This window comes from Gordonia sp. 852002-10350_SCH5691597 (assembly GCF_001665715.1).
Lineage (GTDB): Bacteria > Actinomycetota > Actinomycetes > Mycobacteriales > Mycobacteriaceae > Gordonia > Gordonia sputi.
Genome location: NZ_LZMO01000268.1, coordinates 1 through 6,575, shown reverse-complemented (window position 1 = coordinate 6,575; position 6,575 = coordinate 1). Strand labels below are relative to the sequence as shown.

At 63.3% G+C, this 6,575-nt stretch carries 7 protein-coding genes and 1 pseudogene; 5 read left to right on the top strand and 3 right to left on the bottom strand.

The annotated features are described in order from the left end of the window. Both A5777_RS20315 and A5777_RS20310 read right to left on the bottom strand, forming a co-directional pair. Nucleotides 1-447, bottom strand: a pseudogene (locus tag A5777_RS20315) (acyl-CoA/acyl-ACP dehydrogenase); the annotation flags it as partial. A 52-nt stretch (nucleotides 448-499) separates the two neighbouring features. After that, nucleotides 500-1,075, bottom strand: a complete 576-nt coding sequence (locus A5777_RS20310) for a TetR/AcrR family transcriptional regulator (RefSeq protein ID WP_064864101.1) — start codon at nucleotides 1,073-1,075, stop codon at nucleotides 500-502. A 288-nt stretch (nucleotides 1,076-1,363) separates the two neighbouring features. On the opposite strand from A5777_RS20310, the gene A5777_RS20305 reads away from it, so the two are divergent. From A5777_RS20305 to A5777_RS20285, 5 genes are all read left to right on the top strand, one after another. Beyond that, nucleotides 1,364-2,104, top strand: coding sequence for an MBL fold metallo-hydrolase (locus tag A5777_RS20305; protein WP_064864099.1), 741 nt, complete (start codon nucleotides 1,364-1,366; stop codon nucleotides 2,102-2,104). After that, the gene (locus tag A5777_RS20300; RefSeq protein WP_064864097.1) at nucleotides 2,101-3,147 is read left to right on the top strand and encodes a dipeptidase; all 1,047 of its coding nucleotides are present in this window, start codon (nucleotides 2,101-2,103) and stop codon (nucleotides 3,145-3,147) included. The genes A5777_RS20305 and A5777_RS20300 overlap by 4 nt, the downstream gene beginning before the upstream one ends. Nucleotides 3,148-3,183: 36 nt before the next feature. Further along, nucleotides 3,184-3,564: a RidA family protein gene (locus tag A5777_RS20295; protein ID WP_064864095.1), complete on the top strand. Its 381-nt coding sequence runs from the start codon at nucleotides 3,184-3,186 to the stop codon at nucleotides 3,562-3,564. A 57-nt stretch (nucleotides 3,565-3,621) separates the two neighbouring features. Further along, nucleotides 3,622-5,031 (top strand): lipase family protein, encoded by a 1,410-nt coding sequence (locus tag A5777_RS20290; RefSeq protein ID WP_064864093.1) that lies wholly within the window; start codon nucleotides 3,622-3,624, stop codon nucleotides 5,029-5,031. Nucleotides 5,032-5,184: 153 nt separating this feature from the next. Then, the gene (locus A5777_RS20285; RefSeq protein ID WP_064864103.1) at nucleotides 5,185-5,865 is read left to right on the top strand and encodes a polysaccharide deacetylase family protein; all 681 of its coding nucleotides are present in this window, start codon (nucleotides 5,185-5,187) and stop codon (nucleotides 5,863-5,865) included. Nucleotides 5,866-6,075: 210 nt separating this feature from the next. Here A5777_RS20285 and A5777_RS20280 read toward each other — a convergent pair. Next, the coding region (locus A5777_RS20280) for a hypothetical protein (protein ID WP_231895135.1) at nucleotides 6,076-6,575 on the bottom strand (500 nt) is incomplete at its 5' end.

Below are 6,575 nucleotides of genomic sequence, written 5' to 3'. Positions count from 1 at the left end.
GCTGTACACATCGGCGCCGTGGGCGCGTTCAGACAAGCCGAAGGCCATCACTTCGCCGTCGAGAAGCTGCTGCGCTGCTTTGGTTTTCGCAACCTCATTGTTCGACATCCAGATCGGGCCGAGTCCGAGGATGGTGACCTGTTCGGCATACCAATAGGCCAACCCGTAGAAGCCGAGGATCTCACTCAGCGCAGCGTTGCGGGCGGCGTCCCAGCGTCGATCCTCGTCGCCGTCGGCGTACGCGGCTGGTGTGAGGAACGTCGCGAACAGCTTCTCCTTCTTCTCGAACTCGAGGAAATCGGCGACCCATTCGGCGTTGAGGTCGGCCTGAAGCAGTCGCTGTTTGCCGTAGGACTCGAAGAAGTCGATCGTGGCGCGTAGCAATCGGCGCGTCTCGGCGTCGAACTCCGAGTAGTCGTTGGTCGAGGGATTCAGCAAAAGGCCCATGGGCCGAAGCCTAGCCAGTCAGGGGTTGCCAGGGAAACGTGACTTTGTCGCGTCACACCTCGCGCGCGTTCGCCGAGACGTTGGCCTCGACGAGCATGCGAAGTTGGTTGGCGACCTGGTCGAGTGGCATTGTGCTCTGGGCGGCGCGACTGAGCAGAAGAGCACCCTCCATGCTGGACACGACGGTGGCAGCAAGGTCAGTCGCCGCAGACAGCTCGAGTCCCTCGACCCGGTGGAACCGTTCGGCGAGGATGTCGGTCCAAGACGTATAGATCTCGGCGGCTGCGTCAGCGGCATCGGGTGCGTCGCGGCGACCGAAAGCTGCTGCGGAAACGACACATCCCCCTTCGAAGTCCGATTCGCGTACAAGATCTTTCCAGATCTCGACGAAGGTGCCGAGCGGGTCGTCGGACTCCATCACCGCGCGCAGAACCTCGGTGGTCTCGTCTCCCGCATGCCGGGTTGCGGCGGTGACGAGTTCGGGTTTGCCGCCGGGAAAATTCCAGTACAGCGAACGACGGGCGACCTTGCTGTTTGCGACGATCTCAGTGACACCGACTCCCGCCACGCCGTGACGTCGGACCAACTCGATAGTGGCTTCGATCAGCCGTTCCCGCACACTTGCCACTGACTCGACCTTTCCCGGTCTCGATTCTCATCCGACAGTGACGATATCGCCAGGATGCGCGCACCGGCTCCCGGCACCATGGTCCTACGGTCCGACCCTTGCCCGCTTATACCGATCATGCTAATTTCACTGCTTATACCGATCGGTATAACCGCAACGGCGGGGGCTTCTCTTCGCGTGTGGGAAGGGCAGAGTGTGTCGATTCATCATCTGAACTGCGGAGAGTTGCACCCACCGTCGGCGTGGCTGGCCGAAGGCGTCGGAAGTCTATTTCGTCGGGGGCACGCAGTGTGTCATTGCCTGCTCATCGAGAGCGACGACGGCGTGATCTTGGTGGACACAGGATTGTCTGAAGACCAGACGCGTTCTCCGAGAGAGGCTTTGGGAGCAGACGTCGCGTTTCTGCTCCACCCGTCGACGTCGTCGGCGGTGACGGCCAAAGCGCAGGTGCAGCAGCACGGATTCGACGTAGGCGATGTCCGGCACATCTTCATGACGCACCTCGACGTCGACCACCGAGGAGGCCTCGCCGACTTCCCCAATGCGACAGTCCATGTCAGTCGCATGGAGCTGACCAGCGCTGAGGAACCGCGAACGCTGATGGACCGCCGACGGTACCAAGGGTCCTGGCGGGACGCGCTCAAGTGGGAGATTCATGACACCAGCACCGACCGTTGGCACGGGTTCCCAGTCCTGTTCGACGAGGACATCTCGGTAGGCAGGCTCGTCATGGTCGAGCTACCGGGGCACTCCCCCGGTCACAGCGGGATCGCCATCGAGCACGCGGGGGATGCGACGCACGCCCCGGGCACGTTGTTCCACGTCGGTGATGCCATTCAGCACCGGAACGAGTTGCGTCGTGATGTCGCTACTCCGTGGGGCATTCGCGGCTTCAACACGTTGATGCAGGTGAATCGTCGGGAACGTCTGCGTACGAGAAGTGCACTCCAAGAGCTCGCCACCGGCGACGTCGACGTGATCTGTGCTCACGACGCGCACATCTTCGCCGATCATGCGGCGCCCGCGTGAAGCGCCCCGTGGTCCAGCTTCCCGCCCAGGTGTGGCAGCGGGCCCGCTCCCTGGTGGAGACGAGCCCAGTTGCCGACGCGCACGGGCATCCACAGGCAGTGGTTCCGCGACCGCTGCGGCGTCTCGCTGAGAAGGTCGCCCGCGTGCCGCATGATCCGCTGGAGACCCTTGTCACGGGCGGAATCAACCTGGCAGTGATCACGGCTGTCGGCGATGCGATGGCGACCGCGGGGAGGCCCCGGTCCGCGCTCGATACGGTCTACCGTCAGCTCGCCGCCACACGCCGCGAAGCGTTCACTGCCCGGCTGCCGATCACGACCACAGTGGCAGGGATCGGCGCAGACACCGGCACCCAGGTGCTTCTCGGGATCGAAGGCGGTGATGTCATCGGCGACGACCCAGAATGCCTTTCCCGGCTCTACGACGTCGGTGTCCGACTGATCGGGCTGGTTCACTACGCCGACAACAACCTGGGAACGATCAGCACGTCGGTGACTGGACGCCGCGGAAGTGGTGGCGTGCGTTCCGGGACGAGGCCTGCAGGGCTCACCGGACTCGGCGTCGAGATCGTCGGTGAGATGAACAGTCTCGGCATCGCCATCGATCTTGCGCACGCTGACCGGGCCACGACTCTCGCGGTTTGCGAAACCACCAGCAAGCCGCTGATCTCCTCTCACACAGGCGCCGCGTCGGTGCGGGACTTTCCGCGCTACATCGCCGACGTCGAGATCAAAGCCATCGCCGGAACCGGCGGCGTGATAGGGCTCTGGCCCGCGCGGATCGGGTCGATGGCGATGAGCGATCTCGATGACTTCGCTCAGCACGCCTACCACCTCGCCGAATGCGTTGGCATCGAACACATCTGCATCGGCACCGACAAGAACGGCGTCACGGCGTACGCAGAGGGTTATCGAAACTCGGACGACTTCGTCAGTCTCGCTGCTGCACTCCTGCACGCCGGATTCGGCGAGTCCGATGTCGCCCAGATCCTTGGCGCGAACCTGCTGCGTGTGCTCACCGACATCCTGCAATCCCATCCGTGACCGAGGCGCCGCGTCCTCGGCTCAGAAAGGTTCACCATGATCGATCCCATCCAGAGTGCGTCGGCGCCGCCGCCGTTCGGCCCGTACTCCAGCGGTGTTCAGATAGCGAACGTTGTTCAGGTATCCGGGCAGGTCGGCCTCGACCCGCAGAAGGGTGGCCTCGCAGGCGACACCGCTTACGATCAGACCCGTCAGGCTCTTCGTAATGTGGCGGCGATTCTCGCCGAGCGGGGTCTCGATTACACCGACGTTCTGATGCTCCGGGTCTTCGCAGAGGCACCCGAAGTGTTCACCGATATCAATCGGGCATTCGAAGACGAACTGGCCCAACCCTATCCGGCGCGAACAACCCTGTTCGCCGGACTGCCGCCAGGAATTCTCGTCGAGATCGACGCACTGGCAATCATCGCCAACTAGCCCCACCCCGCAAGCGCCCCATGCAGCATCCGGCCAACTCGACGAGGAGCCACCGTCATGCCTCACAATGGATTTCGATCTCTCACTGCAGCACCGGCACTACTGATCGCGCTCGTGATCGCCGTGCTCCTCAGTGCGTTTCCCCTGACAACCCCCGTCGCCAACGCAGAGCCCGCGCCACCGCGAGATTCCTTCTATGACCGACCCGCGGGTCTCGCGGCAGCCAAGCCCGGGCAGATTCTCCGGACTCGCAAGGTGGAAATCAAAGCGCTGCAACTGGTTCCGGTCAATGTCGACGCGTGGCAGTTGCTCTACCGGACGACCGGTATGAACAGTCAGCCCGACGCCACTGTCACCACTGTGATGGTGCCCCGCGGGCAGAAGCCGCGAAAACTGTTGTCATACCAGGCTGCCACCGACTCGACGTTGCGTGTATGCAACCCCTCGTACTCTCTGACCCACGGTGCACCAATCGACTTCGGCAGTCCCGCAGGGCCGTTGACGCTCGCGCTGCCGGGACTCGAACTGCTCCTCGCAGCCGCAGGCGTCGAACAGGGCTGGGCGGTCGCGATTCCCGACCACGGAGGGCTCGACGCCCGCTTCCTGACACCCCGCCAACCCGGCTACGCGGTCCTCGACGGCGTCCGAGCAGTTCAGTCCTTTTCTCCCGCGGGGACTCGCCACGGAGACCCGGTCGGCATGTGGGGCTATTCAGGAGGCGCGATCGCCACGAGTTGGGCGGTGGAAGAACAACCGGCCTACGCCCCCGAAATCGCGATCTCGGGTGCCGCGATGGGTGCCCCCGAACGAGATCTCGAGGCATCACTGAAAGCGGTCAACGGCGCAGCTACGGCTGGATTGATTCCGATGGCACTTGCCGCGATCGGCAAAGATTCGCCCACATTCCAGGCCGCTCTGCGCCGCTATGTCACCCCGGGTGGCCGAGCAATCGTGGATGAAGCTCGTAATCACTGCGTCGGCCAGAATGGTGTTGCGAATCTGTGGTTCGACTACCGCGCAAACTTGAACAAGCCGGTCGATGTCGTCCTGAACGATCCGGTCATCCGACGCGAGATCCAGGCACGTGGCATCTCGACGCGACGGCCGACGGCGCCGGTCTACATCTACAACGGCGTGACCGACGAGGTGGCAGCGATCAAGGGCACCGACAAACTGGCCCGCGCATACTGCAGCGGAAGTGCCGACGTCACCTACCGGCGAGAGCAACTGCCGCCCAATCCGCTCCCCCAGGTCACCTCGACCCACGGCACGATCGCCGTCACCGGCGCATCGGGAGCATTCGCATGGTTGAAGACACGCCTTTCAGGCGCCGCCGCGCACGCCGACCGATGTGACTGGCGCACCGTACCCAACACCCTGTTCGAGCAGGAATCGCTGAACACCTTCGGCCCGTACATCGCGACCGCTCTGCGGACGGTGCTCAATCAACCTCTCGGGTTCCGATGACGATCGCAGGGGTTGACGACGGACCAACGCCGGTCGGTCGACACGGCTGCTAGCGTCGAACGGATACAGGCCGGGATGTACTCCCCGAACGGAGCATCTGTTCGGGGAGTACATCCCGATCCGCGACGCGACAACGATACGGAGGTCGACCGCGTGCTTACGTGCGATGCATCGAGCGACCCGACCGAGGGAGCGCGGCGCACCGTCACCCTGAGTTTCGACAACGGGCCTACCGAGACCACCTCCTACGTACTCGACGTGCTGCGGGACAACGCTGTTGCAGCCACCTTCTTCGTGGTGGGCAGCAAGCTTCAGGCTGCCGGGCGCGAGGTGCTCGAGCGCGCCCGCGCCGAAGGACATTGGATCGGCAATCACACCATGACGCACTCCGTACAACTCGGCGCGTCAGACGACCCGCACGTGGTGGACACTGAAATCGGTCAGGCACAGGAGTTGCTGGGCGATCTGACCCACCCCGACAAACTGTTTCGTCCCTATGGCCGGGGCGGCGTGCTCGATGGCCGCCTGTTCAGCCCTCGATCAGTGCGGTACCTCGAACAGCGCGAGTACACCGTGGTCCTGTGGAACTGCATCAGCCACGACTGGGACCAGCCCGATCACTGGGTTGATCGATGCCTGGAAACCGTTGAATCCCAGTCATGGTCGTTGGCCGTCCTGCACGACATCCCCAGCGGGGCGATGACTCGTCTGCCCGAGTTCTTCGACAGGGCCCGCCAGCGGGGCATCGTGTTCACTCAGCAGTTTCCGCCGTCGTGCGTGCCGCTTGTGCGTGGAACTCAGCGAGGATTCCTGGACGGACTGATGTCGGGCTGAGCCCTTCAAGGCGGTCCGGCCGTTTCGAGCTCATCATCGACACGATTCGACGTGGTCGGTATCGACGTGCTGTGCGCACTGGCGCGGCGCTTGAGTAGAGCAGCCGTACAGAACCCCGAAAAGGTCTGCACCGCAGTCACATAGATGATGACGGAGTAGATCGATCCGATCCCAGCTGTCACTCGTTGAGTGTCCCTGTTCAGGTGACAGTCACTCAGTGCCGGGCCCGAAGAAGGTACCTGTCATGGTCCGTTCGAGAGTGCCGACGGCCGAGTCCATACTCGCGTGTCCGAGGCCGAAGCTGAGTAGTCCGATTCCCATCGCCGCACCGCTGAATGCGATCATGAGATCCAAATCTTCTGCATCGCTAGGTATCTCGCCGCTGCGGCGCGCTGCGTCGAACATCTCGTGAAGTGTGATCACCAGCGGCGTGCCCACGTCCTCGAGGACCGCAAGCAGGTCTGGATGCCTCCGCAATTCCAATGACATGGAGGCCAGGAACGGCGTGATGGCCGGGCGTCGTCGATGGATGGATGCCGACGCTCGCAACAGCGCGCCGATCTGCCCGCAGAGTGTTGTCTCGCCCGCGATTGCCGCCAGATACTCAGGAAGTAGTTCAGCCTGGGCACTCGCTAAGCCTCGATCCACCGATCGGCTTTTGCGGTGTGGTGAAAAGTGTTGAGCACGTTCGGCCTGGGTGGCGGGCATGA

Bases quoted from the DNA above. Each gene is read 5' to 3' on its own strand.
- A5777_RS20295 (WP_064864095.1), top strand. From the start codon at position 3,184: ATGATCGATCCCATCCAGAGTGCGTCGGCGCCGCCGCCGTTCGGCCCG.
- A5777_RS20290 (WP_064864093.1), top strand. From the start codon at position 3,622: ATGCCTCACAATGGATTTCGATCTCTCACTGCAGCACCGGCACTACTG.